Origin of the sequence: Bradyrhizobium sp. F1.13.3 (assembly GCF_040548265.1) — a bacterium.
Taxonomy (GTDB): domain Bacteria; phylum Pseudomonadota; class Alphaproteobacteria; order Rhizobiales; family Xanthobacteraceae; genus Bradyrhizobium.
The window spans coordinates 1-25,517 of sequence record NZ_JBEPRI010000005.1 but is presented as its reverse complement, the minus strand read 5'-3'; the positions used below and the strand labels follow the sequence as shown (position 1 = coordinate 25,517).

The 25,517-nt window shown below is 64.2% G+C and carries 30 protein-coding genes; 17 read left to right on the top strand and 13 right to left on the bottom strand.

Going from position 1 to position 25,517, the window contains the following annotated elements:
* Positions 1 to 2: 2 nt before the first annotated feature.
* A complete protein-coding gene (locus tag ABIB66_RS15190; RefSeq protein ID WP_354209390.1) occupies positions 3 to 908 on the bottom strand; it encodes a LysR substrate-binding domain-containing protein in 906 nt (301 codons plus the stop codon).
* A 221-nt stretch (positions 909 to 1,129) separates the two neighbouring features.
* On the opposite strand from ABIB66_RS15190, the gene ABIB66_RS15185 reads away from it, so the two are divergent.
* Both ABIB66_RS15185 and ABIB66_RS15180 read left to right on the top strand, forming a co-directional pair.
* The gene (locus ABIB66_RS15185) at positions 1,130 to 2,452 is read left to right on the top strand and encodes an aspartate aminotransferase family protein (protein ID WP_354209391.1); all 1,323 of its coding nucleotides are present in this window, start codon (positions 1,130 to 1,132) and stop codon (positions 2,450 to 2,452) included.
* Between the two features lie 19 nt (positions 2,453 to 2,471).
* On the top strand, positions 2,472 to 3,374 hold the full coding sequence (locus ABIB66_RS15180) for an amino acid ABC transporter substrate-binding protein (protein WP_354209392.1): 903 nt from the start codon (positions 2,472 to 2,474) through the stop codon (positions 3,372 to 3,374).
* Between the two features lie 24 nt (positions 3,375 to 3,398).
* Here ABIB66_RS15180 and ABIB66_RS15175 read toward each other — a convergent pair whose 3' ends face one another.
* The gene (locus tag ABIB66_RS15175) at positions 3,399 to 4,355 is read right to left on the bottom strand and encodes an AraC-like ligand-binding domain-containing protein (protein ID WP_354209393.1); all 957 of its coding nucleotides are present in this window, start codon (positions 4,353 to 4,355) and stop codon (positions 3,399 to 3,401) included.
* Positions 4,356 to 4,550: 195 nt separating this feature from the next.
* Between ABIB66_RS15175 and ABIB66_RS15170 the strand changes: the two genes are divergently transcribed.
* Together ABIB66_RS15170 and ABIB66_RS15165 are read left to right on the top strand one after the other, a co-directional pair.
* Entirely contained in the window at positions 4,551 to 5,567 is a 1,017-nt protein-coding gene (locus ABIB66_RS15170) for a carbon-nitrogen hydrolase family protein (protein WP_354209394.1), read from the top strand.
* 26 nt (positions 5,568 to 5,593) lie between these two features.
* Positions 5,594 to 6,634 carry a phenylacetaldoxime dehydratase family protein gene (locus tag ABIB66_RS15165; protein WP_354209395.1) on the top strand — a complete coding sequence of 347 codons (1,041 nt, stop codon included), beginning with the start codon at positions 5,594 to 5,596 and terminating at the stop codon, positions 6,632 to 6,634.
* A 4-nt stretch (positions 6,635 to 6,638) separates the two neighbouring features.
* Here the strand turns inward: ABIB66_RS15165 and ABIB66_RS15160 are convergent, their stop codons facing one another.
* Positions 6,639 to 7,277, bottom strand: a complete 639-nt coding sequence (locus ABIB66_RS15160; RefSeq protein WP_354254982.1) for an HAD family hydrolase — start codon at positions 7,275 to 7,277, stop codon at positions 6,639 to 6,641.
* A 606-nt stretch (positions 7,278 to 7,883) separates the two neighbouring features.
* On the opposite strand from ABIB66_RS15160, the gene ABIB66_RS15155 reads away from it, so the two are divergent.
* Positions 7,884 to 8,084, top strand: a complete 201-nt coding sequence (locus ABIB66_RS15155; RefSeq protein ID WP_354209397.1) for a hypothetical protein — start codon at positions 7,884 to 7,886, stop codon at positions 8,082 to 8,084.
* Positions 8,085 to 8,139: 55 nt separating this feature from the next.
* Here ABIB66_RS15155 and ABIB66_RS15150 read toward each other — a convergent pair whose 3' ends face one another.
* Positions 8,140 to 9,192 (bottom strand): TRAP transporter substrate-binding protein, encoded by a 1,053-nt coding sequence (locus ABIB66_RS15150; RefSeq protein WP_354254981.1) that lies wholly within the window; start codon positions 9,190 to 9,192, stop codon positions 8,140 to 8,142.
* Between the two features lie 114 nt (positions 9,193 to 9,306).
* On the opposite strand from ABIB66_RS15150, the gene ABIB66_RS15145 reads away from it, so the two are divergent.
* The 5 genes from ABIB66_RS15145 (at position 9,307) to tsaA (ending at position 12,648) form a co-directional block, all read left to right on the top strand.
* Positions 9,307 to 10,254, top strand: coding sequence for a transglycosylase SLT domain-containing protein (locus ABIB66_RS15145; protein ID WP_354209399.1), 948 nt, complete (start codon positions 9,307 to 9,309; stop codon positions 10,252 to 10,254).
* Between the two features lie 129 nt (positions 10,255 to 10,383).
* On the top strand, positions 10,384 to 10,938 hold the full coding sequence (locus ABIB66_RS15140; protein WP_354058843.1) for a hypothetical protein: 555 nt from the start codon (positions 10,384 to 10,386) through the stop codon (positions 10,936 to 10,938).
* Positions 10,939 to 11,037: 99 nt separating this feature from the next.
* On the top strand, positions 11,038 to 11,778 hold the full coding sequence (locus ABIB66_RS15135; protein WP_275167943.1) for an AzlC family ABC transporter permease: 741 nt from the start codon (positions 11,038 to 11,040) through the stop codon (positions 11,776 to 11,778).
* On the top strand, positions 11,775 to 12,125 hold the full coding sequence (locus tag ABIB66_RS15130) for an AzlD domain-containing protein (RefSeq protein ID WP_354254980.1): 351 nt from the start codon (positions 11,775 to 11,777) through the stop codon (positions 12,123 to 12,125). Before ABIB66_RS15135 ends, ABIB66_RS15130 begins: the two co-directional genes overlap by 4 nt.
* A 31-nt stretch (positions 12,126 to 12,156) precedes the next feature.
* Entirely contained in the window at positions 12,157 to 12,648 is a 492-nt protein-coding gene (gene tsaA / locus ABIB66_RS15125) for a tRNA (N6-threonylcarbamoyladenosine(37)-N6)-methyltransferase TrmO (protein ID WP_354058846.1), read from the top strand.
* A 117-nt stretch (positions 12,649 to 12,765) separates the two neighbouring features.
* On the opposite strand, the gene ABIB66_RS15120 is transcribed toward tsaA, so the two are convergent.
* From ABIB66_RS15120 to ABIB66_RS15105, 4 genes are read right to left on the bottom strand one after another with little or no spacing between them, the layout of a single operon-like run.
* Positions 12,766 to 13,194 carry an HIT domain-containing protein gene (locus ABIB66_RS15120; protein WP_354209401.1) on the bottom strand — a complete coding sequence of 143 codons (429 nt, stop codon included), beginning with the start codon at positions 13,192 to 13,194 and terminating at the stop codon, positions 12,766 to 12,768.
* 52 nt (positions 13,195 to 13,246) lie between these two features.
* Positions 13,247 to 14,488: a GNAT family N-acetyltransferase gene (locus ABIB66_RS15115; RefSeq protein WP_354209410.1), complete on the bottom strand. Its 1,242-nt coding sequence runs from the start codon at positions 14,486 to 14,488 to the stop codon at positions 13,247 to 13,249.
* Between the two features lie 54 nt (positions 14,489 to 14,542).
* Positions 14,543 to 15,289, bottom strand: coding sequence for a glycerophosphodiester phosphodiesterase (locus ABIB66_RS15110; RefSeq protein WP_275167940.1), 747 nt, complete (start codon positions 15,287 to 15,289; stop codon positions 14,543 to 14,545).
* A gap of 5 nt (positions 15,290 to 15,294) precedes the next feature.
* Entirely contained in the window at positions 15,295 to 15,762 is a 468-nt protein-coding gene (locus tag ABIB66_RS15105; protein WP_007611287.1) for a RidA family protein, read from the bottom strand.
* Between the two features lie 235 nt (positions 15,763 to 15,997).
* Here ABIB66_RS15105 and ABIB66_RS15100 point away from each other — a divergent pair, with 235 nt between their 5' ends.
* Both ABIB66_RS15100 and ABIB66_RS15095 read left to right on the top strand, forming a co-directional pair.
* Positions 15,998 to 16,843, top strand: coding sequence for a cell envelope integrity EipB family protein (locus ABIB66_RS15100; protein WP_354209402.1), 846 nt, complete (start codon positions 15,998 to 16,000; stop codon positions 16,841 to 16,843).
* Between the two features lie 66 nt (positions 16,844 to 16,909).
* Complete coding sequence (locus ABIB66_RS15095) at positions 16,910 to 17,311, top strand: RidA family protein (RefSeq protein WP_085351382.1); 402 nt, start codon at positions 16,910 to 16,912, stop codon at positions 17,309 to 17,311.
* 41 nt (positions 17,312 to 17,352) lie between these two features.
* On the opposite strand, the gene ABIB66_RS15090 is transcribed toward ABIB66_RS15095, so the two are convergent.
* Genes ABIB66_RS15090 through ABIB66_RS15080 form a run of 3 tightly spaced genes read right to left on the bottom strand, consistent with a single transcriptional unit; the run spans position 17,353 to position 19,357 of the window.
* A complete protein-coding gene (locus ABIB66_RS15090) occupies positions 17,353 to 17,760 on the bottom strand; it encodes an ACT domain-containing protein (protein WP_354255076.1) in 408 nt (135 codons plus the stop codon).
* Positions 17,760 to 19,049, bottom strand: coding sequence for a DNA polymerase IV (locus ABIB66_RS15085; RefSeq protein ID WP_354209403.1), 1,290 nt, complete (start codon positions 19,047 to 19,049; stop codon positions 17,760 to 17,762). The genes ABIB66_RS15090 and ABIB66_RS15085 overlap by 1 nt, the downstream gene beginning before the upstream one ends.
* Positions 19,046 to 19,357, bottom strand: a complete 312-nt coding sequence (locus ABIB66_RS15080) for a DUF3572 domain-containing protein (protein WP_275167934.1) — start codon at positions 19,355 to 19,357, stop codon at positions 19,046 to 19,048. The genes ABIB66_RS15085 and ABIB66_RS15080 overlap by 4 nt, the downstream gene beginning before the upstream one ends.
* Before the next feature lie 241 nt (positions 19,358 to 19,598).
* Between ABIB66_RS15080 and ABIB66_RS15075 the strand changes: the two genes are divergently transcribed.
* Entirely contained in the window at positions 19,599 to 19,964 is a 366-nt protein-coding gene (locus ABIB66_RS15075) for a response regulator (RefSeq protein ID WP_007603272.1), read from the top strand.
* A gap of 14 nt (positions 19,965 to 19,978) precedes the next feature.
* A complete protein-coding gene (locus ABIB66_RS15070; RefSeq protein ID WP_018455158.1) occupies positions 19,979 to 21,352 on the top strand; it encodes a PleD family two-component system response regulator in 1,374 nt (457 codons plus the stop codon).
* Between the two features lie 248 nt (positions 21,353 to 21,600).
* Here the strand turns inward: ABIB66_RS15070 and ABIB66_RS15065 are convergent, their stop codons facing one another.
* Positions 21,601 to 21,972, bottom strand: a complete 372-nt coding sequence (locus ABIB66_RS15065; protein WP_354218050.1) for a hypothetical protein — start codon at positions 21,970 to 21,972, stop codon at positions 21,601 to 21,603.
* A 284-nt stretch (positions 21,973 to 22,256) separates the two neighbouring features.
* On the opposite strand from ABIB66_RS15065, the gene ABIB66_RS15060 reads away from it, so the two are divergent.
* Entirely contained in the window at positions 22,257 to 22,454 is a 198-nt protein-coding gene (locus ABIB66_RS15060) for a hypothetical protein (protein WP_354209405.1), read from the top strand.
* 417 nt (positions 22,455 to 22,871) lie between these two features.
* Here the strand turns inward: ABIB66_RS15060 and ABIB66_RS15055 are convergent, their stop codons facing one another.
* Positions 22,872 to 23,480: a TetR/AcrR family transcriptional regulator gene (locus ABIB66_RS15055; protein WP_354058853.1), complete on the bottom strand. Its 609-nt coding sequence runs from the start codon at positions 23,478 to 23,480 to the stop codon at positions 22,872 to 22,874.
* Between the two features lie 129 nt (positions 23,481 to 23,609).
* On the opposite strand from ABIB66_RS15055, the gene ABIB66_RS15050 reads away from it, so the two are divergent.
* The gene (locus ABIB66_RS15050) at positions 23,610 to 24,848 is read left to right on the top strand and encodes an MFS transporter (protein WP_275167930.1); all 1,239 of its coding nucleotides are present in this window, start codon (positions 23,610 to 23,612) and stop codon (positions 24,846 to 24,848) included.
* A gap of 174 nt (positions 24,849 to 25,022) precedes the next feature.
* Positions 25,023 to 25,400: a hypothetical protein gene (locus tag ABIB66_RS15045; RefSeq protein WP_354254979.1), complete on the top strand. Its 378-nt coding sequence runs from the start codon at positions 25,023 to 25,025 to the stop codon at positions 25,398 to 25,400.
* The last annotated feature ends 117 nt before the right edge of the window (positions 25,401 to 25,517 follow it).

The following is a 25,517-nucleotide window of genomic DNA, read 5'->3' as shown; positions in this document are numbered from 1 at the left end:
CGTTACGCCACGATTGTCCCCTTCAAATTCGCAGCCGTGATCTTCGCGCGCAGCCAGGCTTCGAACGCGTCGACATGGCCGCGGCCTTTGGCCTCGGCGGACCGCACGAGATAATAAGACACGGTCTCGACCTCGAATTGGGGCTGACGGAACGGCGCGACTAGGGTGCCCTTTTCCAGCTCGTCGGCGGCGAGGATCTCGCTCTCCAGGACGACGCCGAGACCTTCGACAGCGGCGTCGATGGCCATGGTGGATCGATCGAACCATAATTCGTGGCGTGCCTTGATCGTCGTGCCGACGACCTTTCTCAGATAGTCGGTCCAGGTCAGCGCGTTCGACGAATGAATCAACGTGGCGCGGGCAAGATCGCCGGGCTCGTGAAGTCCGAGTTGCTCGATCAGAAGCGGGCTACACAGCGGACGCAGACGCTCAGCCAGGAGCGGCTCGATCTGCCGGTCGTTGAGGACGGGCGGGCGTCCATAGGCGATGGCGAGATCGAAGCGAATGGTATCGAGCTCGCGCAAGTCGGCGATAGTTGACAGCCTGATCCCGATCTCCGGATGCTCGCCGATGAAATTCCCGATCCGCGGCTGAAGCCATTTGGCGGCAAAGCTCGGGCCGCTCGCGATGAACAGATGATTGCGCTGCGACTGCGGCGCGACCAGCCGCGTCGCGCCCATGATCATTCCGAATGCGCGCTCGATCTCGGCGGCATAGACGCGGCCGGCATTGGTGAGCACCGCGCGGCCGGCGTGCCGCGAAAAAACACGAACGCCGAGGAAATCCTCCAACTTCTGGATGTGGTGGCTGATCGCGGAGGGCGTAACCCCGAGCTCCTCTGCGGCGCGGCTGAAGCTGCCGTGGCGCGAAGCGGCTTCGAATGCCGATAGCGCCTTGAGCGGCGGCATTCGCGACCGCGGTGTTGACTCCGCCTCATCGGCTGCTGAGTTTTTTGAACTGGCGCCCATCATGTCTGCCCGGTACGAATTCATCCGTTGCTCAGGCAATTCTTGTACCGCAAACGCCCTGAAGCAACAGCTTCGTGCCCCAAAAGACCGACCCGACAACGGCGAGTGCATCGCCACACCGCACGGCTGTGCGGCGGATGCCGCTTGCCCGAGGAGAACCCATGACTTCAGCGCTGAAACAGGCCGCCGACGAATTCCTCGTCCGCTATGGCGGAGACGTGTTTCCGAACCTCTTCACCTTGGCGAAGGGGACGATTGTGACCGACAGCGATGGGCGCGATTATCTCGATTTCACCTCGGGCCAGATGTGCGCCACCATCGGCCACAACCACCCGGCTATCGTCGCGGCGGTGGAGAGTGCAGGGAAGAAGGCCTTCCATCTCTTCAGCGGGATGATCCCCGAAGTGGTCGCCGAACTCGCCCAGGTGCTGGCGAGGGATTGGCTGCCCGGCGATCTCAAACGCTCGATCTTCATCAATACCGGTTCGGAGGCAACGGAAGTCGCGCTACGCATGGCCAAGATGTACACCGGCGGCTACGAGGTGCTCGTTCTCGGCGGCTCGTGGCACGGCATCACCGGCGGTGCCGCATCGGTCTCGATGGCAAGCGACCGCAAGGGATATGGCGTGCCGCCGCCCGGCGTGTTCGTCATCCCGGAGCCGAACGCCTTCCGGCCCTACATCGCGAAGGGCAGCGAAGACGAGTCTGCGCTCGCCAATCTCGAACTCGCCCTGAAGATGTTCGACATGCAGTCGAGCGGGAGGGGTGCTGCGATCATCGCGGAGCCCGTGATCAGCGCCGGCGGCGTGCTGGTGCCGCCGAAGGCGTTCATGGAGGCCCTGCGAAAGGCGGCTGATGAACGCGGCATGCTGCTGATCTTCGACGAGGCCCAGACTGCTTTCGGGCGTATCGGCAAGAAGACGGGATCCGAATATTTCGGGGTCGTTCCGGATATCATGACCATGTCGAAGACGCTCGGCGGTGGGCTTCCGCTTGCGGCGGTATCGACCACCGAGGCGATCGAGAGCAACCTCCACGAGGATCACTTTACTTATTACACCAGCCACGTCTCCGATCCCTTGCTTGCCGAGGTCGGGCTCGCGGTGCTGCGCGTGATCACTGAGGAGAAACTTGTCGCACGCGCCAACGAGATGGGTGCCTACCTGCGAGGCCGGTTCGAAGGGCTCCAGCAGAAATACGAGCAGATCGGCGACATCAGGGGCATGGGCCTTCTGCTTGGCGTCGAGCTGGTCAGTGATCGCAACAGCCGACGCCCAGCCCACCAGCTTGGCGGCCTCACCACGAAGAAGTGCTTCGAGTACGGGCTGAGCATGAACATCCGCCGCCGCCCCGAGCGCGGATCGGTGTGGCGTATCGCGCCGCCGCTGACCGTCTCGACCGAGGAGATCGACCGGGCCGTTGAGATACTTGATCGGGCTTTGAGAGAAAGTCTCGACGAGCTGTCGCGAAATCCAACTGCTTAGCAACTGGTTGGAGGCTGACATGATCCGCGTACACGCGCCGAAGCTCGCGATTGCCGCCGCATCACTCGCGCTGCTCGAGGTGGGGGCCGCACAAGCGGCGAGTCCGACTTTGGAAAAGATCAGGGAGGTCGGCAAGATCAGCTTCGGCTACCGCGAGGCGTCGATTCCGTTCGCCTTTCTCGGAGCAGATCAGAAACCGACCGGGCTCTCCCTCGACCTCTGTGCCGCAGTGGCCGACAAGGTCAAGGTCATGTTGCAGCGGCTCGAGCTGGAGATCGAATACGTTCCGGTGAATGCGTCCAATCGCATCCCGCTGCTCCAGAACAGTACCATCGACGTCGAGTGCGGCAGCACGACCAATACGGCCGAACGGCAAAAGCAGGTGGCGTTCTCCGTTGCGACCTATGTGGCATCGCCGCGCTGGCTGGTGTCGGCCTCGTCGCAGCTGATGGAGCCGAAAGGACTTGACGGGCAGACGGTCGTCATCACGCAGGGTTCGCTGAATTTCGGGGTCGCCAAGAAGCTCCTCGATGACCAGAAGCTGAATGTGACGATCGTGCAGGCCAAGGACCACGCCGAGTCGCTCCTCATGCTGGGAACGGGTCGCGCCACCGCGTGGTTCGAGGACGATATCCTGGTTGCCGGTCTCGTCGCGAACGCCTCCGATCCCAGGGCTTTCCGGATGTTGGCGGCCACCTATGCGCCTTCTTACTATGGGCTAGTGACCCGCAGGGAAGATCCCGAGTTCAAGGCCGTCGTCGATGCCGCGATCAAGGAGAAGATGGTGTCCGGTGAATTCGGGAGGCTCTACGCGAAGTGGTTCGAGTCGCCGATTCCGCCGAAAGGGCAGAACCTCCAGCTTCCCATGAGCGAAGCGATGAAGGCCCGCGTCGCATCCCCCAGCGATGCGCTTGTGCCGTAGGCGATGCTCTCGGCAAACCTTGCGTCAATGCCGCGACTGGCTCTGCCGGAAGTCGCGCGGTGACATCCCGAAATGCTCGCGGAAGACGCGGCCGAAATGCGAGACGTCGTTGAAGCCCCAGGCAAAGGCGATTTCGCTGATGTGGCGGTGGGCGAGTACGGGGGAGGCGAGGTCGCGCCGACATTGAGTGAGGCGCTCACCGAGGACGTAGCGCTGGAACGAGGTGTCGGCGTCGGCGAGGAGATCGTTGACATAGCGGGAGGAGATGCCGAGCGCCGCGGCGGTCTCGGACAGCGAGAGGTCGGGATCGGCAAGATGAGCCCGGATATGCGCCTTCAGCCGGTAGAGCAGGGCGGAGCGATGGGTCGAGGACGGCAGCGGCGTCTTGCCTAGCCGCTCGCCCAGTGCCATCGCCAGGACATCGACGGCCTGTTCCGACAGAGCGGCGGCGTGGTGCGGATCGATCTGATCTGCGCTCTGGCAGAGCCGGTAGATGAAATCGTAGGCGATCCTCTGCAGCGGCGAGTCTGGTCCGAAAGAGCTGGCAGTCAGGTTTTCGGTCGCGCCGAGCCGGCGCTGCAGCATCTCGCGCGGCACCTTGAAGATGGTCTGCGTGAAGGTGCCGTCGAATTTAAGCTCGTACGGCCGCGTGGTGTCATAGAGCGCAAACTCTCCCGGATGCACCACGGCCTCGCGGCCGTCCTGCACCACGCCGCCGGTGCCGCGATTGCCGAGCGCGATCAGGATGAAATCCTGATCCGAGCGCGCGATGCGCGAGGGCGTGCGCAACACGTGCTGACGGTCGGAGCAGACCTCGGAGCATTCCGCCTTGCCCAGTGGTGCCCGGGTGACCGAGCCACGAAAGGCGCTGCCGAGATCGGACTTGCAGTCGAGCCCGACGAAGACGTCGCAGACGATATCCTGCCAGAGCGCAAGGCGGCGATGGCCTGGGCTGTCGTCCGTGGTGAACTGGATTGGCATCTGCAGAGCCTCCCTTTCACATCCCGCAACATCGCGTGTTGGCGCAGGTCTCGTCTGACCGGAGGCAAATCCCGTACCGGGCCGGCGATCCCGTCCGGTCGAGTTTTTGTTCCGCCGCGGTCGAGCGCCCGTCGCCCGACTGGGTCAAATAGACTGCATCGGACCTGGCTTTCGATCAACCGGCAAGAGGTGGCAATGGGCATCGAACATCCGAAATACAAGGTCGCCGTGGTGCAGGCGGCGCCCGCCTGGCTCGATCTCGACGCCTCGATCGAGAAGTCGATCGCCCTGATCAGGGACGCCGCCGAGAAGGGCGCCAAGCTGATCGCCTTTCCGGAAGCCTTCATCCCCGGTTACCCCTGGCACATCTGGATGGATTCGCCCGCCTGGGCCATCGGCCGCGGCTTCGTGCAGCGCTATTTCGACAATTCGCTGTCCTATGACAGTCCGCAGGCCGAGCGGCTGCGCGATGCCGTGCGCAAGGCAGGGCTCACCGCCGTGTTGGGCCTCTCCGAGCGCGAGGGCGGCAGTCTTTATCTGGCGCAATGGCTGATCGGGCCCGATGGCGAGACCATCGCAAAGCGCCGCAAGCTGCGGCCGACCCATGCCGAGCGCACGGTCTATGGCGAGGGCGACGGCAGCGATCTCGCCGTGCACGCGCGGTCCGACATCGGCCGCATCGGCGCACTGTGCTGCTGGGAGCATCTCCAGCCGCTGTCGAAATACGCCATGTACGCCCAGAACGAGCAGGTCCATGTCGCGGCCTGGCCGAGCTTTTCGCTCTACGATCCCTTCGCGCCGGCGCTCGGCGCCGAGGTGAACAACGCCGCCTCGCGCGTTTATGCGGTGGAGGGCTCCTGCTTCGTGCTCGCGCCTTGCGCAACGGTCTCGCAAGCGATGATCGACGAGCTGTGTGACCGGCCGGACAAGCACGCGCTGCTGCATGCCGGCGGTGGCTTCGCTGCGATCTACGGTCCCGATGGCAGCCAGATTGGCGACAAGCTCGCGCCGGACCAGGAAGGCCTCTTGATCGCCGAGATCGATCTTGGCGCCATCGGTGTCGCCAAGAACGCCGCTGATCCGGCCGGGCACTATTCGCGCCCCGACGTGACCCGGCTCCTGCTCAACAAGAAGCGATATCAGCGCGTCGAGCAGTTTGCGTTGCCGGTCGACACCGTCGAGCCCACGGACATTGCCGCGGCGGCGAGCTGATCGCCGCAATCGAGGGAGGCACGCTCATGGAATCCGCAATTCCTCTGCATCTCGAGAGCCCCCGCACGCGCCACAAGCGCGTGCCGGACGATTATCAGCCGCCATACCCGTCCTTCGTGGCGCGCTATAAGCCTGCCGTGAACCGCGTCGTGATGGCCTATTTCGGCCTGCAGTATCGCGGCACGGCGCCGGCGGCTGCGACGGACGCGCTCTCTGACATCGCGGTGCGGTTTGCCGCTGAAGGCGGTCCTTCACATTGGGACCGCGCGCAATATGTTGATCAGGCTGGCTATGAGAACGTCGTCTCGGTGGCCTATTGGGACGACATTGCGCGGTTCGACAAATGGTTTGCACCGGCGCGCGAGGCCTGGACCGGAAAGGCGCCCGAGGGTATCGGCACGTTCATCGAGGTGCTGCGCCCCACGGTGGCCCGGCACGAGACGCTGTTTTCCTCGCTCGACCGGCCCGAGGGCGTCGCCGCAATCGCCGGCGGCATGAGCGGCGAGGTGCAGGAGCACGCCTATTGGGGCGGCATGCGCGACCGCATCCCGCTGTCGCAGACCGATCCGATGTCGCCCGGCGGCAATCCCGAATTGATCCGCGACGGCGCGCGGCTGCGCGTGAAGGCGCACGACAATCTCTGCCTGATCCGATCAGGCCAGGATTGGAGCGATACCGAGTCGTCGGAGCGAAAGCTCTATCTGGACGAGGTCGAACCGGTGTTGCGCGAGGGCATGGACTTCCTGCGCGATGACGGCCTCGGCATCGGCTGCTACGCCAACCGTTACATGCGCGTGCTTGCAGCCGACGGGGACGCGAGTGAAAAATCCTACGGTCAAAGCTGGTGGAAGAGCCTGGCTGCGCTGGAGCGGTGGGCGGAATCGCATCCGACCCACGTCAGGATATTCGGCGCCGCGATGAAGTACCTGTCGACGCTCGGCCCCTCGGCAAAACTGCGGCTCTATCACGAGGTCACCGTGGCAACTGCCGACGAGCAGCTCTTCGAATATCTGAATTGTCACGCCAAGACCGGCATGCTGGCGGCGGTGGAGACAGCCCACGCTTGATCGACTAAATGACGCAGTGGCCGAGCAGCTCGGGATGCGCCGCGCAGATGTGATGCGCGCCGGCGTCCCGCAGTTCGGCCTCGCTGCCGTAGCCATAGAGCACGCCGATCGCGGTCATGCCGTTGGTGCGGGCGCCGACCACGTCATGGCTGCGGTCGCCGATCATGATCGCGCTGGCGGGATCGACCTTGGTTTCGTCGAGCGCGTAGCGCAGCAGGTCGCGCTTGTCGACGCGCGTGCCGTCGAGCTCGGAGCCGAATACGCGCTCGAAATACGGTTTTAGGCCAAAATGCTCGACGATACGGGTGGCGTAGACCGCGGGCTTGCTGGTCGCCACGAACATGCGCGGTGTTGTCGCGGCAAGCGTTGTCAGCGTATCCATGATGCCAGCATAGGCCTCGTTCTCGAACAAGCCGACATCGCTGAAGCGTTCGCGATAGAGCAGCAGCGCCCGGTCGGCGAGTTCCGCGCTGCCCGTGAGCTTTTGCAGGCTGGCATGCAGCGGCGGCCCGATGCACCAGGTCAGTTCGTCCTCGCTCGGCACCGCGACGTCGAGCCGCTCCAGAGCGTACTGGATCGAGCGCGTGATCCCTGGCTTGGGGTCGGTCAGCGTGCCGTCGAGATCGAAATAGAGTGTCACCATATTGCCGCGCCTGTGTTGATACCGCCGCCTATTGCCAGACCTAAACGAGGCCGCGGACCAAGGCAAACGCGCAACCATTGTCACGCCGAAATCCGGCCCTCCTGATATGGCCTATCCCTTAAAGCTCGCTATTCGCGGGAGGGAAGCGTAGAGTGGCGCCATCACCGCCTTCCATTGGCATCGACCGGTGACTGAGGGTCACCAGCGCTCCCGCCGACTGAGCAGGAGCGTGCATGACTCGAGTTCGTCTGGTCGACTGGATCCGCCGGAGAGCGCTTCTTCTCGCATTGATACTTGGCACATTGATACTTGGCACATTGTTGCAAGGCGCTGTCGCGGCAGGACCGGACTGCCGGGCGATCGAAAGCACGAGCGGACGTCTCGCCTGCTACGATGCTGCGTTTCCTCCGAAGGAAAAAAAGCCCGCTGCTGCGGAGGGCGATGGGTCCCGTGCTGCCTACAAGGACCCGTTCGTGGCGGAAGAGGCCAGAACGGCAGCGAAGCTGAAGAACATCTGCCGCGGCTGTTGAGGGTTGCTCGTTCGCCGCGTTCTCGTTGATCGGCGAACCCGGACGAGAGATCGAGACAATTTTCAGGAGAGGCCGGATGAGCGAGCGACTTGAAACTCTGAAGAAGGCCCGTGATCGCATGATCGAGGACAGGGACGCGCATGCGAAGGTGCTGGCCGCCCCCTTTGTGCGCGACACCGCCGAGCGAGCGCGTAACAAGTTCATCGAGATCCAGGCGCTGATCGATTCCCTCGACCGTGCCATCCGGGGCGAAGTCCCGGTTCCGGTCAAAAACTAAGGCAGTAGGCAGCGACACCGGCGGAGCGTTCATTGCTGATGCCGCTAGCGCTCCCTCATTGCTGTCTCGCCCATTCGACGATGGCGGTCGCCTCCGCGCCTGCCCGGGTTTCCCAGGCGGCGATCGCGTCCTTTGCTGCCTTCCGCAGCTCCGTGACAAGGAACGCAGGCGCCGGCTCGGCGATATGGACGCCATTGTCGCGCATGCGCGCATAGTTCTCGATGGTGCGGTGGGTCAGTAGTGCGAGCTGGCTCTGTTCTGTCTCGGCCGCCGCGGCCAGCACCTCGCGCTGCATCGGCTCGGACAGTTCGGCAAAGGCATCGCTGCGGACGAAGGCGATCGAGATTGGCATCGCGTAGTTGATGGCCGTGAAATGCGGCAGGAAGTCCCACAATTTGCGCCCCGCGCCGCCGTCGCCGGAGGTGAGGAAGGCATTCAGCCGGTGCTCCTTCAGTCCGGCGAGCGCCGCGTCCATCGGCAGGAATTGCGCGTTCGCGCCGGCCGCGCGCATGACCTCGGTGGAATTGGCATCGTAGGTTCGCAAATTCAGTTTCGGCAAATCGTCGGCACCATCGAGCCACCGTTCCGACCAGAGGCCCGTGGCCGGCCAGATCGTCACATAGAGCAGCTTGAGGCCGCGCGCCGCGAGCGCCTTCTCATAGAGCGGGCGCGCCCGCAGATTGGTAGCGCGGGCGAGATCGACCGATTGCACCAGAAAGGGCAGGGTAGACAATCCGAACACAGGGTCGAGGCCCGAGAGCGCGCCCGCGAAGGCATCGCCGCCCGCGATCCGGCCGTCCAGCGTCGCGCGCGGCATCTCGCCCGAGTTGATCTTGAGCTGGTTGTCGAAGGCGTTCATCACGGTCACGAAACCGTGGGTACGCTCGGAGACGCGGCTGGCGAAGGTCGTGAGTCCAATCCCGGAGATGTTATTCTCGGGGTATTCCGTGGTCATCCGCCAGGTGACCTGGGATGTGACTTGAGACGCGACTTGAGACGTCACCTGCGCGGCCGCTGGCGCGACGTTCAGGATGAGTGCGGCGAGGACAAGGATCGCGCGGATCCGTTTGGCGGGGTAACGCATTGGGAGAAACAGGTCAGGCAGCATATATTGGCGACTCGTCAAACCATGGCACAATGCCACAACATTGTTGAACGCACTGTCGCATGCCGCGCCGAGGCGCGCCACCGCCATGCCTGCACAGGATGGGTGCAGATTGCGATGTGCATCATCCCCGCGTTGCTTGTCTCGGTGACACGGGCGGCGGCGTGGGACAGTTCGCCCGCCAAGACCGATGTCGCCGTCCCCAGCGTCGAAGAGCTCGCGATGCCGCCGGCGAAGCCCGCGGATGCGCGCGAGAGCGACACGCGGGAGTCGATCTGCCTGATTATCGAGGCCGCGGCGCGCGATGCCAATCTGCCGCTGGAGTTCTTCGCCCGCGTGATCTGGCAGGAGAGCCGCTTCCAGACCGATGCGGTCGGGCCGGTGACGCGCAGCGGTGAGCGGGCGCAGGGGATCGCGCAGTTCATGCCGGGCACCGCGAGCGAGCGCGGGCTGCTCAATCCCTTCAATCCGGTGCAGGCGCTGCCGAAATCGGCGGAATTCCTGAACGAGCTGCGCAACCAGTTCGGCAATCTCGGCCTGGCCGCCGCCGCCTACAATGCCGGGCCGCGCCGGGTGCAGGAATGGCTCGCCGGCACCGGCGGCATGCCGGAGCAGACCCGCAATTACGTTCTTGCCATCACTGGCACGAGCGTCGATGCCTGGGCCAAGGCGGGCGCGACCGGCAAGGGGCCGCCGAGTGCGCCACCGACGAGCTGCCGCGATCTGATGGCGCTTTTGAAGCGCGCGCCGAATGCCTTCGTCGCCGAGCTCGAGCAGCATGTGGAGCTCGCGGCCGCTAAGATCTGGGGCGTGCAGCTCGCCGCGGGCTTTGACCGCAACCGGGCGCTGGCGATGTATTCCCGTGCGGTCACGCGGCTGAGCGCCGTGATCGGCGCACGTGATCCGAGCCTGCTCAGCTCAGTGATGCGCAGCCGCGGCACGCGCGCCTTCTACCAGGTGCGCATCGGCGCCGATACGCGGAGCGAGGCGGATGAACTCTGCGGTCGCATCCGCAAGGCTGGCGGGGCGTGCTTCGTGCTGAAGAACCGCGGTGTGAGCGGGTAGGAGAGAGCTGGAGCTGCTCCGTGGTGAGGAGCGAGGTCAAGCATTGCTTGATCTTGCGCGTTGGATGCAACCGTGTGAAAGGACAATCGACGCGCGAACAGACCGCGGAGAGTGGAGCTTCGGAACCTGATGCAGGTGATCGGCGACGCAACACCCGCAGATTCCGCCGGAACGGTCCAAAGAATTGCTCTGGCGTGCGCTTGTGTGGCGAGCCTAGTGCTCTGGCTTGCCTTGAATGCAGACTTCTCCAACGCTCTATTGTGGGCTGCGAAGCTGGAAGGGCATCCGATCAGCGGAACCGTCGGGGTGAGCAAGGTCGTCATCTGCCTCGGCTGGAGCTCGTTGGCGTTCTGGCTCATCTGCCACCGGTACCAGATAAGAATGACCGCCGTTTTGGCGCTGTTGGCGGTCACTCTCGTTGCCTGGATCGGCTCCAGCGTTGTCGACATCAAGTTTTTTGATCTGCCCGTCGCCAAACTGATTGTCCAGTCGGTGCCGCTTACGCTGTTGTACACTTTCAAGCTGCCATTGATCGCCATCGCTCTCGCATATTTCATCGTGACCAGGCGGGCGTCCATTCATGCTTTTGAACGGCTATCCTTGGCAGGCTCATTGGGCCCGTGTGCGATCATGGTGTGGACCGGCTTGTTCGATGTGATCTCTCCGGGCATCGCCTGGCGCTAGGCAACGTTGACGGTGCATGCCAGCCCCGCCGCACGCTTTCTTGACGCGAACCGCTGTATTGCCCGTTATGGGGCACGATTCCTCCCGGCCAAGACTCCCGTGGCGCTTCCTCCGCTCGATTCACCTCAATGGCAAAGTCCGTGGCGCGCCTTTGCGTGGGGGCTGCGCTCGATCACGCAGACGATCCTCACTCTGGTCCTGTTCGCGACCTATCTCGGCATTGGCGCGCTCGCGCACGATACCCATTTCAGCCTGCTATGGGCGCTCTGCTCGACGCTGTTCGTCTGGGCAGGTCCGGCGCAGATCATCCTGATCACCACGCTTGGCTCCGGTGCAACAATCGTCCAGTCCGCGATCGCGGTCACCGTCAGTGCGATCCGGCTGTTTCCGATGGTGGTTTCGGTGCTGCCGCTGATGCGCACGCCCACGACGAAACGGCGCGAGCTGTTTTTTGCGGCGCATCTCACCGCGGTGACACTGTGGGTCGAATGCCATCGCTTCCTGCCGCAGGTGCCGCGTGAACGCCGGATCGCCTTCGTCAACGGACTTGGCTTCGGTCTTGTCTCGGTGTGTCTCACCGCCAACACGGTCGGCTATTTCCTCGCCGCCAACCTGACCCAGACGCTTGGCGCGGCGATCCTTTTGCTGACGCCGTTGTCGTTCCTGTTCTCGACCGCACGCAACAGCCGTGAGGTCGCCGACGTCGTCGCGCTGACGCTCGGGATCCTGCTCTATCCACTGGCCGCGAAGATGAACTCCGGCCTCGACATTCTCGTCAGCGGCCTCGTGGCTGGCACGATCGCCTATGGCGTGCATTGGTGGCGGGAGGTGCGCGCATGAGCTTTGCGCAACTCATTGGCGACTGGCACGCGCTGGCGGTGCTGTTCGTCGCCGGCGTTGTTCCCAACCAGATATGGCGCATGCTGGGCCTGTGGTTCGGGGGCGGCATCGACGAGGGCTCCGAGCTTCTGGTCTGGGTGCGGGCGGTCGCCACCGCGATCCTGGCCGGCGTCATCGCCCAGATCGTGGCGGAGCCGCCCGGGGCGCTTGCGAGTGTGCCGGATGCCTTACGCTACGGTGCGGTCGGCGCCGGCCTCGTCGTCTTCCTATTGACCCGCCGCTCGATCTTCGCGGGCGTGGTCGCGGGTGAAGTCTTCATGCTGGCCGGCAAGTGGTGGTTGGGCTAAAACCGCCGGCGAACAGCAGGGAATTGGAAATATGGTTCGCGAAAACGAGCTCCGCGAGGGTGAAGTCTCTATCGAGCTGCCGCCGACGCAGGATGCCGGCCTCGTCTTCATCGGCCGCATCCGCACGCCCTGGAGCTCGCGGATGGAGACCCCGCGCCAGGGCCGGACAGACGGCCCGATATGCCGCCTCGAGATCTTCGAGCCGTTCGTGCCGGCGATCAAGGGTGTCGATTTCTACAGCAATCTCGAAGTGCTCTACTGGCTCGACAAGTCGCGCCGTGACATCATCTTGCAAAGCCCGAAGAACAACGAGAAGACCCGCGGCACGTTTTCTCTGCGCTCGCCGGTGCGCCCCAATCCGATCGGCACCTCGATCGTGAAGCTGGTCGGCATTGAGGGCAACGCGATTCTGGTGCGCGGGCTCGATTGCCTCGACAACACGCCGCTGATCGACATCAAGCCGGATCGTTGCGAGTTCACGCCGCTTGCCGCGCCGCAGCCGGGGGATTTCCAGACGGAATGAGAGGCGCGCTCCGCCCCACCGTCATTGCGAGGAGCTCTTGCGACGAAGCAATCCAGACTGTAGCCGCGGAGGCAGTCTGGATTGCTTCGCTGCGCTCGCAATGACGGGTGGAGAGCGTCAGCCCGCCTTCAACGCTGCGATCAGCTTGGTCGCGTTCTCTTCCAGCACCTTGACGTCTTCCTTGCGGCTGGCGGGCGGAAGCATCGCCACGCCGTCGTGGCGCGGCATCACGTGCATGTGGAGATGAAACACCACCTGTCCGCCGGCCGCCTCGTTGAACTGCTGCACGGTGATGCCGTTGGCCCTGAACGCCGTCATCGCTGCGGCAGCGATCTTGTGCGCGCCGCGGGCGACATGGGCGTAGTCATCAGGCTTGATGTCGAGGATGTTGCGGGCAGGAGCTTTTGGAATCACCAGCGTGTGGCCCGGTACCCGCGGCATGATGTCGAGGAACGCGAGCACGTGCTCATCCTCGTAAACCTTGTGGCAGGAGAACTCGCCGCGCAGGATCTTCGCGAAGATGTTGTTGGGGTCGTAGGCTGTCATGGCGGCGGCTCCCTGGAATTTTGCGCTTACTGTCACCAGCCGCAACGAACCGTCAAGGCGCCTCGTCGGCGCCTTTGCGGAACGGGCCGAGCTCGGCCAGCTCCCATCCGGCTTCCGCAACATAGGCGCGCTCGCGCTTGAGGTAATCGTCGATGGCGCGGCGCAAGCCCGGATCGGCGATGAAATGAGCGGAGTGGGTGGTCCGCGGCAGGTAGCCGCGTGCGATCTTGTGCTCGCCCTGCGCGCCGGCCTCGACATTCCCCAGGCCGCGTTTGATGGCGAAGTCGATCGCCTGATAATAGCAGACCTCGAAATGCAGGAAGGGATGATGCTCGACCGCACCCCAGTTGCGGCCGAACAGCGTGTCCGAACCGATGAAGTTGATCGCGCCCGCGATCCAGCGATCGTTGCGGCGTGCCATGACCAGCAGCACGTCCTGGCTCATGGTCTCGCCGATCAGCGAAAAGAATTCCCGCGTCAGATATGGCCGGCCCCATTTGCGCGAGCCGGTCTCCATGTAGAACATGAAAAACGCATCCCATGCGTCTTCGGTGATGTCCTTGCCCGTGAGGCAGTGGATGGTGATCCCGGCAGCCAGCGCATCGCGCCGCTCGCGCTTGATCGATTTGCGGTGGCGGGAGTTCAGCGTCGCCAGGAAATCGTCGAAACTCGCAAAGCCCTCGTTGTGCCAATGGAACTGCTGGTCGGTGCGCTGGAGGAAGCCGTGCTCGGCGAGCAGCTTCCACTCCGCCTCGCGCGCGAAAGTGACGTGCACCGAGGAAGCCTTGCTGACGCCGCACAGCGCCACCAGCCCGCTCGCCAGCGCCTCCGTGATGCGCTCGCCGTCGACGCCGTCGCGAACCAGCAGCCGCGGTCCCGTCGCCGGCGTGAAGGGAACTGAAACCTGCAGCTTCGGATAGTAACGCCCGCCGGCGCGCTCGTAGGCGTCCGCCCAGCCGCGGTCGAAGACGTATTCGCCTTGCGAGTGCGATTTCAGATAGCAGGGCACGACGCCGGCGACGCGGCCGTCGATCTTGGCCACGAGGTGCCGCGGCCCCCAGCCGGTGCGGATCGTTGCCGAACCCGATTTCTCAACGGCGGATAAAAACGCGTGGGAGACGAAAGGGTTATAGGCAGGCTTTGAGAGGCCGAGGGAATCGCCTGGAAGCCCGGATGAGGTTCCCTTGCCATGCCCGTTACAGGACTTGCCGGGATTGGCGCAGGCGTCCCAGTCGTCCGGCGATACTTCGCCAATGGAAGGTACGGCCTCAAGGGTGATTTCGGATGGTGCCATCATGCCCAAGATCGTGCATTGCAGCAGCGACTTCAAGAGTGGGGAACATCAAGCCTACGGCACGAAGCCCTCGAAGATCATCTGATCCGCATATTGTGTGACCCGCGTCCGTTGCTCGGTCGTACGCACGGTCCAGCCGAGCAGAGCGCAGCCGAACACATTGCGGGCGATCCAGGGGGCGGGGGCGGGCAGGTCGTCGACCCTGAAGGCGACGAAATCCGGCTGGGTCTGGAAGCCGTGGCGCAGGTACAGCATGCTGTCGCGCTGCTGCTGGGTCAGGTAAGCCCAGTATTCGTCCTCATAGCTCCGCTGCGCGACGATGCCGCGGGGGCGGGAGGGCAACAGCTCGCGCAGCGCCAGTACCTGGTCCGGGTCGAAGGACATGCCGACGGCGGGGCCGTCATAGGATGCCAGCACCTCGGCCATCCGCTTCACCAGCTTGCGGTCGCCGTCAAAATGGCTCTTGACCTCGATCACCAGCGGCACGCGGCCGGCGACCAGGCCGCAGAGATCGCTGAGCGACATCATCCGCTCGGCCGTGTCCTTGAAGGTGAGCGCCTTCAGCTCGGCGGCGGTCTTGTCGACCAGCGGCCCGGTGGTTTCGGTGAGGCGGCCGAGCGCATGATCGTGATGCACCATGGCCTCGCCGTCGGCGGAGAGCTGGATGTCGACCTCGATCGAGAAATTGCCCGCAATCGCGGCCTGTACCGCGCCCGGCATGTTCTCGACGATGCCGCGGGCAATGTCGTGCAGGCCGCGATGGGCGACCGGGCGGGCTGTCAGCCAATCAGGAGCGCGCATTCGCCTCAGGCGACCTCGAACACGCCTTCGACCTCGACCGCCGCATCCGCGGGCAGGGAGGCGACGCCGACGGTGGTGCGGGCATGGCGGCCCTTGTCACCGAAGGCAGCGACCATCAGGTCGGAGGCGCCGTTGAGGACCTTCGGCCCGTCCAGGAAGTCCGGCGCCGAGTTGATGAAGCCGCCGAGGCGCACCACGCGCACGACCTTGTCGAGGTCGCCGAGCGCCGCCTTGACCTGGGCCAGCAGGTTGACGGCGCAGCCGCGGGCGGCTGCGGCGCCGTCTTCGATGGTCACGCCGGCGCCGAGCTTGCCCTTGGCGATCAGCTTCCCGGCGGGATCGAAGCAAACCTGGCCCGAGACGAACAGCAGATTACCGGTGCGCACAAACGGCACGTAATTGGCTACCGGGGTGGGGGCCTCGTGTAGCTTGATGCCCTGTTCCGCCAGCTTCTGCTCGACCGTGCCCGCCATGTCCGACCCTCGTTGTCCAAAATCCATCCGCCCGGGCGCATCTGTTGCAGCGCGGGCGAGCCCTGTTTCGCCCATCGTGCCGCCACATGCAAGCAACCCTCGGGGGTGGCAATTTGTTGAGGCGGGGCAGAAGGTTCAACCCAGGGGCCGCAACTTTACGTGAAACGGCCTCAGTTGCGACGCAATGGAACGGTCATTAAAATGTCGAATCTGCGCTTTCCCCAAGGGACCAGACATGCTGCACCTTTTCCGGACTTCGCTCGGTGTGACGGCGCTCGCGGCGGCCGCTCTCGGCCCCGGAGGCGGGGCGCTGGCCGCGAACGGTCCGTTCCTCGCGCATCAGGCGCTCTATGATTTGAGCCTGGTGAAATCGCGCTCCAATTCGATCAACAGCGCGCGCGGCCGCATCCTCTACAATTTCACCGGAAGTTCGTGCGAGGGCTACACCTCCGAATTCCGCCAGGTCTCCGAGCTCGACAGCGGCGAGGGCAAGGTCACGCTCAGCGACCTCCGCTCCAATTCCTGGGAGGACGCCGGCGGCAAAAGCTACCGCTTCAAGATCGAGACGCGGATGAACGAGGCGGATGCCGGCCGGGTCGACGGCTCGGCGGAGCGCGACGGCGACCACATCAACGTCAAGCTGAAGCTGCCGGCGCCGAAGAGCTTTACGCTCGACGGCAAGATCGTATTCCCGACCGAACAGATCCAGCGCATCATTGCCGCTGCCAAGGACGGCAAGTCGCTGCTCGAGCTCTCCGTCTATGACGGCTCCGACGATGGCCAGAAGGTCTACAACACGCTGACCGTGATCGGCCAGCCGATCCCCGCTGAGCGCGCCGGCCCGCCCGATCCGTCGACATCCGACGAGCACATGAAGGCGCTCAAGCGCTGGCCCGTCACCGTCAGCTATTTCGACCGCGAGGCCCAGCGGAAGGAAGGCGAGCAGACGCCGGTCTACGCGATGGCGTTCGAGCTCTACGAGAACGGTGTCTCGCGCCAGCTTGTGCTCGATTACAACGATTTTGTGATTTCGGGCGCGATGGGCAAGTTCGACGCGAAGGACAGCAAGCCCTGCAATTGAGGGCTGGTCTGCAACGCGGTCTCTGGCTACGCTCCCTCCCAAACACAAACAACCGGGAGGCTCATCATGCCCAAGCTCGATCATCTCCGCCCCAGCGGCCTGCATCACAATCCCGCCTATTCGCATGTCGTCACCGCCACCGGTGCGCGGACGATCTACATCTCCGGCCAGGTGTCGGTGGACGAGGAGGGGCGGATCGTCGGCGAGGGCGACATCGCCGCGCAGACCACGCAGGTGATGCAGAATCTCGGGCACGCGCTGAAAGCAGCCGGCGCGAGCTACGCTAATATCGTGAAGATCACGACCTTCGTCGTGAACTACAAGCCGGAGCTGCGCCCGATCATCGGCAAGGCACGCTCGGCCTTCTTCGAAGGCATGGAGCCGCCGGCCTCGACGCTCGTCGGCGTCTCGGCGCTCGCCGCGCCGGAATGGATGATCGAGATCGAGGCGGTCGCGGTCGCGGATTGAGGTCTTTCCCGTAGCCCGGATGGAGCGAAGCGTAATCCGGGTTACGAGTAAGTCTTCTTGGACATCTCTTGCAGGACAGCCATCGCGTCGTCCGCCCTGTCAGCCGGCACAAACAGATGATCGTGGTGGAACGCCGAAACGGCGTTCACGCTGATGCCGGCTGTGGCGAGACGCGCCGTGATCGCCGCCAGGAAGCCCACCGCATCGAGTGCGGAGTGAACCGTCAGGGTGATCAGGCACGATGCGAATGCGTACCGTAGTCCCGCCGCTTCGGCCTGTTCGCGTGGGATCACGAGCGTCGTTCCTTCCTGCTCGCGGAACGTCAGCAAAGGGCTGAGCGCCGCGGGGATCGGCTGGTTTGTCGGGATGGCGCAGAACACGAAAATGCCCGGCCGCCGATCCGGCTTCATGTCTCTCAGCAGCGCGTCGAGATCGCATTCGCCTTTCATCACTCCTGCGCCTTTTCTGGCCCCTCATACGCGATGCCGCGGATCACTGCGGCGCTGCCGAACTTCTTGCGCAGGCTGTCCACCGCGCGCTCGGCATGGGCGGCGCGGCGGTCGAGCATGTCGGTGTCGTCGGCAACCGAGCCCTCGCGCAGGGCGCTGACGCCGGCGCCCATCAGGCGGAAGGCGGTGCCGTCGATCTCTTTCGCCAGCATCTCGCGGCAGATCGAGAAGATCTTCGCGGCAAGCTGCGTCGGGGCCGTGATCGACTGCGAGCGCGTGCGCTGGCGGAAATCCGCGGTCTTCAGCTTCAGCGTGACGGTCAGGCCGGCGAGCTCGCTGCTCTTGAGGCGAGACGACGTCTTTTCGCACAGCCGCCACAGGATCTTCTCCAGCGTCGCAAAATCCCGGATGTCGGTCTCGAACGTCGTCTCGCTCGAAATCGTTTTGGCGCCCCGATCGGGCTCGACGCGGCGGTCGTCGATGCCGCGCGCCAGCCGCCACAGCCTGCGGCCGTCGCTCGGGAACTGCCGCATCATCTCGATCTCGTCGGCCTTCTGCAGGTCGGCGATGATGCGGAAGCCGCGTTGCACCAGACGCTCCTGCGTCGCGGGGCCGACGCCGAAAATGAAACCGACCGGCCTCGAAGCCAGCATCGCGCGCGCTTCCTCCTGGTCGAGCGCGGCAAACCCGCGCGGCTTGTCGAGGTCGGAGGCGATCTTCGCCAGGAACTTGTTGCAGGAGAGGCCGACCGAGACGCTGATGCCGATGTCGTGCTCGATGTTGCGTGCGAACCGCGCCAGCACCTTGGCCGGGATCATGCCGTGCACCCGCTCGGTGCCGGAGAGATCGAGGAACGCCTCGTCGATCGAGAGCGGCTCGACCAACGGCGTCAGCGCCTGCATGGCCTGGCGCACCTCGCGCCCGACCCGGACATATTTCGCCATGTCCGGCGGGATCACAGCGGCATGCGGGCAGGCTTCCAGCGCCTTGTACATCGGCATGGCCGAGCGCACGCCGTAGGTGCGCGCGATATAGCAGGCAGCCGACACCACGCCGCGCTTGCCCCCGCCGATGATGACGGGCTTGTCGGCGATGTCGGGATTGTCGCGTTTCTCGACGGTCGCGTAGAAGGCGTCGCAGTCGATATGGGCGATGGTCAGGCTTGCGAGCGCGCGGTGGCGGGCGAGGCGGGGGGAACCGCAGGCGGAACAGCGCCGCACGCCCATATCCAGATCGGCCGAACAATCCCGGCAGAAGCAGCGGGGCCCGGCCGTCTGCAGGGAGGTCACGGCACGTCGCGCTCCCAATTGGGGTCGCCGAGCGCGTCGCCGAGAACCTGCCGCGCTGCGGCAACGTTGGTCGGATGCAGTTCCGCGGACGAGGCAAAGGCCTTCACCGTGGCGTCATCGCGCATCACGAAATCGAGCACGCTGAGGAGGAAATTGGGGTCCGAGGCGGCATTGCGCAGCATCTCGGGGCCGACCCCTGTCTCGGCCAGGAACAGGCCCAGCCGCTCGGGTTCGGCCGCGACGAAAGACAGCGCCTGAAGCGCAACGATTTCAGCGACTTCGCGGGGGTTGTGAACAGGCTTTTTCACGTGGCCGGTTTGCCTTTCCGTTAACTTTCGGTGTCTACTTTGGGGCCACCATGCCCGAGTCTCGTTCCTGAGTCTTGCGACCCCCGACAAGCAACTGGAAACCACATCGCAGAAAGTCGGCCCTCGGGTTTAACGAAACTCAAGCGAATTCGAGGCTAGTTTGAATCCAGTTTTCGAAGCGCCGGCGACCGGCGCCTGAGGCGTCACATGCATCGGTCTGCGGACCAATCAGGAGGGCGGGATGGCTAAGACCGTCCTGATCGTGGAAGACAACGAGCTCAACATGAAGCTCTTCCGCGACCTGTTGGAGGCGCACGGCTACCAGACCACCGGTACCAGCAACGGCTACGAGGCGCTCGACCTCGTTCGCAAGATGCGGCCCGACCTCGTGCTGATGGATATCCAATTGCCGCAGGTCTCGGGCCTGGAGGTGACGCGCTGGATCAAGGACGATCCGGAGCTGCGCAGTATTCCCGTCGTCGCCGTCACGGCGTTCGCGATGAAGGGCGACGAAGAGCGCATCCGCGAGGGCGGCTGCGAAGCCTATTTGTCCAAGCCGATCTCGGTCGGCAAATTCATTGAGACGGTCCGACGTTTCATCGGATAGGAAGTGAGTTCACAGTGTCCGCGCGTATCCTCGTCGTCGACGACGTCCCAGCCAACGTCAAGCTGCTCGAAGCCCGCCTATCCGCCGAATACTTCGACGTGATGACCGCCGCAAACGGCACCGAGGCGCTGGCGATCTGCGCCCGCGCCGAATGCGACATCATCCTGCTCGACGTCATGATGCCGGACATGGACGGTTTCGAGGTCTGCCGCCGCCTCAAGACCGATCCGGCCACCCATCACATTCCGGTCGTGATGGTCACCGCGCTCGACAGCCCGTCCGACCGCAACCGCGGGCTGGAGGCCGGTGCCGACGATTTCCTGACAAAACCCGTCTCCGATGTCGTGCTGATCGCGCGCGTGCGCTCGCTGACCCGGCTGAAGATGATGACCGACGAGCTGCGCATGCGCGCCATCACCTCGCTCGAGATCGGTATGCAGGCGCCCGAGCGCAGTGCAATCTCGGACACCGGCAAGGGCGGCCGCATCCTGCTGGTCGACGACCGCCAGTCTTCCTATGAGCGGCTGGCGACGATCCTCGCCGCCGAGCACACCATCGACGTCGAGCCGAACCCGACGGAGGCGCTGTTCCACGCCGCCGAGGGCAACTACGACCTGCTGATCGTCTCGCTCGACCTCAACAATTTCGACGGCCTGCGGCTGTGCAGCCAGGCGCGCTCGCTGGAGCGCACGCGGCATGTGCCGATCCTGGCGATCGCCGACCCCGAGAACGCGACGCGGCTGCTGCGTGGGCTCGAAATCGGGGTCAACGACTATCTGCTGCGTCCCATCGACAAGATCGAGCTGCTGGCGCGTGCCCGCACCCAGATCCGCCGCCGCCGCTACACCGACCATTTGCGCGACAACGTGCAGAACTCGATCGAGATGGCGATCACGGATGCGCTCACCGGGCTGCACAATCGCCGCTACATGGAGAGCCATCTGGCGACGCTGGCCGAGCAGGCCGCGACCCGCGGCAAGCCGCTGGCGCTGATGATCCTGGACATCGACTACTTCAAATCGATCAACGACAATTACGGCCACGACGCCGGCGACGACGTGCTGCGAGAATTCGCCGTGCGGGTGCGCAAGTCGATCCGCGGCATCGACCTGGCCTGCCGCTACGGCGGCGAGGAATTCGTGATCGTGATGCCGGAGACCGATCTCCACGTCGCCGGCATGGTGGCCGAGCGCCTGCGCCGCTCGATCGCCGGCGAGCCCTTTGCGATCCACAAGGGCACCAAGCGCATCGAGGTCACGATCTCGATCGGCCTGACCACGCTGGAGCAGAAGGGCGAGGCGGTTGGCGACGTCCTCAAGCGCGCCGACACCGCGCTCTATCGTGCCAAGCACGACGGCCGCAATCGCGTGGTGTCGCACGCGGCGTGAGGCCGCTCGCACAGGCCGGCGCAAAAAAACGCGAAAACAACCCCATGCACAGTAGCAGACGCCAGCTAAGTCAATAGCTTACGCGGGTGGCAAAACGGCTGAAGCAGGCGGCAGGCCGTTTGACTCGTCGGGCAAAACAGGAGCATGCTGGTAGCATCCCGAACATCCCAAAAACTCCGCCGTCATTCCCCGCGCAGGCGAGGAATCCAGCACGCCACGGCGGGACAAGCGGGCGTCCACCCTTCAAGTCAGGCAGGATACGGCTCCGACCATTCTGCCTTGGCCAGGGCCGCGCCGGTGCTGGACTTTGCGATGATTTCGTAAGTGTACAGGCCGGAATTGCAGGGGCCCCAGGTTCGTAAGCTCTCCGGCTTCACGATGTTATCTGAAGGAAATGGGATCTCCTGGCCCCCCATCTCGTAGTTCTTCTCTCTGCGAAACTTGACGACGATCGTGCGCGTGCCGGGCGGAACACTTTTCATCTTGATTTCGGGATTTGGAAAGACGGTGGTGCAGGGCCGCGGAGGTCCAAACGTGAATTGGATATTCATCTCGTCGGCCCAGGCCTGGGTGCCGATGATCAGAAATGAAATTGGTAGCAACGACGAAAATCTAATCATGGGCACGCCCCAAAAAGAAACCAGTGTATCGGCAGGGCCGCCTGATGCCAAGTTTACCCCATGTCTCCCCCTCGCAGCCCTTGGCCTTCCACTCCCTTCAGCACGTCACAGAAAAGGCCCGCCGTAGCGGGCCCTGTGGAGATGGACAAAGTCCGGATTACTTCTGATCGACGTTGCTGGTCCCCGAACCTGGCGTACCGATCGGCAAGCCGTTCGCCGCATGACCGACGCCAACGCCCGGCGCACTGACGGCTCCAGGAGTTTGATCTTGCGGAAGCGTCTTGATGCCCGTCCTTGCTTGCTCGGCGGGGCTCATCTGGCCCCTGTTGTCGCTGTTGGCACCGTTGGTCGCCGTGATGCCGGACCTGTCGCTCCCGTTTTGCGTGCCCGTCTGTGTCGACCCGGACGCGGTGCCGCTCGTGCCCGAGCTGCCCGGTGCGGCCGGTGTGCTCGCGGTATTGCCGTTCGGCGTCGGGGGCTGAACGTTCGGGTTGGTTGGAGAGTTGTTGGTGTGAGCGCCGGTTGAGGTTCCGTTTGTGCCCATGCCGGATGGCGCCGAGGGGCCTCCACTAGCGGCGCCAGACGTGCCAGTACCTGCGCCTGAGCTCGCGGATGATCCGGACGCGCCGCCGCTCGCGGCCGCGCCACCCGCGCCGCCGCCGGCACCACCACCTCCTCCTCCGCCGCCTTGTGCGAGGACGGGGGCGGCAACAGCGAAGGACAGCGCGGCTGTAAGAAGAAGCGTTTTTCGATTCATGACCTTCTCCATGTAAAGAAGGTCAACTACGCCGAAATGGCGATGGTTCCTTTCAGTTCACTTCCTTCAACAGACATTGCGGTGCGTGCTCGCCTCCGGCCTTTTTGCGGCGAGCGGATCGGGTTCTGGTCCTTCGGCTGCGTCAGGGATGCCGGGCCGCCCGCTCCCCTGGCTTCACCGCAGCCTCATTGCCCACATCCACCCCCGCATTCCGCAATAACACCGTCGCCGCTTCCTTGGCGGCGCGGGCCATTGCGGGGTCGTCGCGGACGAGGTCCTGCGCGATCGAGCCGTCGACCAGCAGCACGAGCTGCGTTGCGAGCGCCTCCGCGTTCGCAACGCCGAGCTCGTTGAGGCGGTCGCGAAACCAGATGCGGCGGCTTTCCTTGAAGGCGATTGCGATCTTCTTCACGGCGCGGTCGGCCGGGCCAAGCTCGGCGACCGCATTCACGAACGGACAGCCGCGAAAGTCTTTTGCGGCGAAGCGGCGCTCCAGCGAATCGAATGTTGCGAGGATCTGCTCGGCCGGAGGCTTGTCGGAGGGGCGGGGCTGCACGAAGCGGCGCTCCAGATAGGCCGCGATCAGCGCGTCCTTGGAGGGGAAGTGGTTGTAGAGCGTGCGCTTGGAGATGCCGATCTCGGCCGCGATGGTGTCGACGCCGATGGCGCGAATGCCCTGCAGATAGAACAGCCTGTCGGCGGTCTCGAGGATCCGCTCTTTCATCGTCTGTGGGGCGGGCGGGGGAGCCATGCGGCGGTGAATGTCCTGTTCGCTTGACAGCGCACGCTATCCATAGCCTAAGTACACAGGTCTGTGTAACCAAAATCAACCGATATTGCAGACGACGGCGCCCCCGCCGCGCCGATGAGGGAGAAGAAAATGCCCCTGTTGCAGGTCCTGCGCCCGACATTGCCTATCCTGATCGGCGCCTCGATCATGCTGACGCTGAGCATGGGGCTGCGGCAGAGCCTCGGCATCTTCATGCAGCCGCTGACCCACGACATCCATTTGTCAATCTCCGACTTCACACTGGCGCTCGCCGTGCAAAACCTCGCCTGGGGCTTTCTTCAGCCGCTCGCCGGCGCGATGACCACGCGCTACGGCTTCCGTCCCATCATGATCGCAGGCTCGTTCATGTACATCGCGGGCCTGGTGCTGATGGCAACCGCGAACGGCCTCGTCGCCATCATGATCGGCGCCGGCGTGCTGATCGGGACGTCGCTGGCCTGCACCGCGGCGGCGATCGCGATGTCGGTGGCGGCGCGCGCAGTGCCCGCAACGGTGCGTTCCACCGTGCTCGGCATCGTCTCGGGCGCGGGCTCGCTCGGTGCGCTGCTATCGGCGCCGATCGGGCAGATGCTCAACGAGGGATTCGGCTGGCGCGTCGGGCTCGCCGGCTTCGTGGTGATGTCGGTGCTGATGATCCCGGCGGCCTGGTATGCCGGGCGCGTCGACGCGGTCCCGCTGCCGAAGCCCGCGACTGACGAGATCGTCGATGCCACGGCCATGATCGCGGCGAAGACCGCGTTCGGCAACGCGTCATTCGTGGTGATGACCTGCGCCTATCTGGTCTGCGGCATGCAGCTCGTGTTCCTCACCACGCATCTGCCGTCCTATCTCGCGATCTGCGGCCTCGATCCGATGCTGAGCGCGCAGACGCTCGGCATGATCGGCGGCTTCAACGTGCTCGGCTCGCTGTTTTTCGGCTGGGCCGGCCAGCGCTGGAACAAGCTCGCGCTGCTCGGCGGAATCTACATCTTCCGCTCACTCGCGCTGGCCTGGTACTTCATGCTGCCGGCGACGCCTGCCTCGACCTTGCTGTTCGGCGCGATCATGGGCTTCCTGTGGATGGGTGTCGGCCCGCTGGTCGCGGGCGCGGTCGCCGAGATGTTCGGCCTGCGCTGGCAGGCGATGATCCAGGGCCTCGCTTTCATGAGCCACCAGATCGGCAGCTTCCTCGGAGCGTATGGGGGAGGGGTGCTCTACGACGCGCTCGGCTCATATACGATGGCCTGGCGCATCGGCGTCGCGCTGGGGCTGGCCGGCGGCATCGTGCAGGTGGCGTTCGCGCTGATCCGGCCGTCGCAGCCGCCGACGCCGGTGTTGCGGACTGCGTAGGGACGCGTCCTCATGAGCGTCCGCTTTGGAGTTTACAGCGGACGCCGCGCTGCTTGGCCGTGATCGGCCGCTTGTGGCCCGTAGCTGACCTCACCATTTGATCAAAATTTAGCGTTTGACTGAGGTCTGTCGTTGACACGTTCGGTTATCGTTGGATGCTCTGGGGCAGCTACGGTGACGCTCGATTGTGGCCTGAACCGGCTGTTTTGGGTTCTCTTTGCGAGGAATGTTGTGCCCTCTCCAAACACAATTGCAAAAGCTGTACTGTGCGCCGGGCTGTTATCGCCATTGGTCGCGATGATGGTCCCGAATTTTAGATGGCTGTTCCGTGTGGTTTTGCTCGCGGTCGTGCTCATTGGCGCGGCGGTTTGGGTCATGGGAGAGGCGGTCGATATTGAGGCCGCTAAGCCAAATGAAAGTCTCGATGTCCTGCTCGGGTATGCGATAAATTTCTGGACAGTGATTCTTGGCGGATCGTTATTCATGGCAAGCGCTGCTGTGAAGGCGGCTTGGTTCTATTTCCGCAAAAGGCAACAGGTCGCCTTAGGTTAAGTAACCCGGCGAGGTCTGCATTTGTGCAGGTTTTTGGACGCCGGCAACGAGAGACGCGCAGCACGCTTGCCTGACCGGCGTCCAAAAAGCGCCAAGGCACGAAGTCGCGGGAGGTTA